Origin of the sequence: Roseospira navarrensis, assembly GCF_009601025.1 — a bacterium.
Lineage (GTDB): Bacteria > Pseudomonadota > Alphaproteobacteria > Rhodospirillales > Rhodospirillaceae > Rhodospira > Rhodospira navarrensis.
In genome coordinates this window covers 1-1,378 of sequence record NZ_WIVE01000152.1, presented here as the reverse complement: position 1 = coordinate 1,378, position 1,378 = coordinate 1, and the positions used below count along the sequence as shown (strand labels likewise).

Annotated in this window: 1 protein-coding gene, 1 tRNA gene and 1 pseudogene; all 3 read right to left on the bottom strand. The window is 57.3% G+C overall.

The annotated features are described in order from the left end of the window. Positions 1-136: 136 nt before the first annotated feature. The gene (locus tag GHC57_RS19045) at positions 137-817 is read right to left on the bottom strand and encodes a hypothetical protein (protein WP_153347229.1); all 681 of its coding nucleotides are present in this window, start codon (positions 815-817) and stop codon (positions 137-139) included. Between the two features lie 80 nt (positions 818-897). Continuing rightward, positions 898-974 (bottom strand) — tRNA-Arg (locus GHC57_RS19040). A gap of 213 nt (positions 975-1,187) precedes the next feature. Beyond that, positions 1,188-1,378, bottom strand: a pseudogene (locus GHC57_RS19035) (IS110-like element ISEc32 family transposase); the annotation flags it as partial.

Here is a 1,378-nt window from a genome sequence, read left to right as displayed (position 1 = left end):
GCTGGAATTCGAGCAGGGATCGAGGAAACTTGCTCATGGTCGGGCTCCGGAAATGGCGTGCGTTCACGTTATGTTCTACGCCGTTTCAGGCCACCTGTCACCACATGATGTGGTCCCGGACTCAAAGGGATAAGCCCTATGCAGACATGGCCGACAGCTTCTTGTTCACAGTCGCGCCACTCGGCGGGCCTTTGCCGTGCCTGTCTGTACCGCCCTTTATGACTTCACGAACAAATGATGCAGCGACCCTCTTATTCACTTCTTCAATGAAAATGTTGTCTGACCAATCGCAGAATGACTCAATAACCTTCCGCTGCTCAAACTTCGTTTTCTCTTTCACCTTGGACAAATCAATGTAGTCGTCCAGCAAAGCGGACGCAGGAATGCCCTTACCGATGGAAGTCTGAAACCACTTCGATGCGGCTTTTGGGCCTTTCACCTTCTCAATGCGGCGCGCGTCGTCTTCGAGGGGGTCAGAGACGATCTCGTCAATCTCATCCTCATGGACACCTGCCTTCAGCTTCTCGAGCCCAGCGCGGTATCGTTGCCCGATCTCGACCGCTTCCTTGAGGTCTGCAAGATCAATGGCACCTTGTCGGCCCTCAAGCTTCCTGAGTTCACCGAGGATGATGTCTCGTTGCCGTCTGGCTTCCGTGAGAGAGCGAGTGTTCAGACCAACACGAATCTCACCAGTGAACGGCTTCCCAGTCCTGGGGTTGGTGTGCCCCACAAGGGACTCGGGGGTGCGACACCTGAAGGTCCACCCGCGTCCTCTCGGCTGATAAAGATATCTGGTGTCGGACACGTCATCGCTCATGGTCGGCGTTGTACACCATGACCAACGAGCGTTGCGACCACATCGTAATTTCGTGAGTAAAAACAGGCACTTAAGGGGAATGGCGCGCCCGAAGGGATTCGAACCCCTGACCTTCGGCTCCGGAGGCCGACGCTCTATCCAGCTGAGCTACGGGCGCATCGGGCGGCTGTCCATGGCCCCGATCAGGGGCCTCGACCGCGCGAGGAGGGGGACCATAGCCCATCGCCCCGCGCCATGCAACGCCCACGATGACGCGCCAGGGCTCCGAATCCAGTTGACGGGGGTGTCATGGTTTGTGCCTCATCACGAGATCCTTCGCGCCCTAGGGGCGCCCAGGATGATACTATCTATTATAAGTTGTGTCATCAACTCAGTTTGTGGCGGGTTCGGGCTGAGGCCGGAGGACCGCGTTTGCGATGGTGACGAGCTTTCTGGCCACGGCGAGGAGTGCGCTTTTTGGTGTCTTTTTGTTGCCGATAAGCCGTTCGTAGAAGGCCTTGAGGTCGGGGTTGTATCGCACGGCGGAGAGCGCGGCCATGAAGAGCTTGGATCGCAAGGCGC

Bases quoted from the DNA above. Each gene is read 5' to 3' on its own strand.
- GHC57_RS19045 (WP_153347229.1), bottom strand. From the start codon at position 817: ATGAGCGATGACGTGTCCGACACCAGATATCTTTATCAGCCGAGAGGA.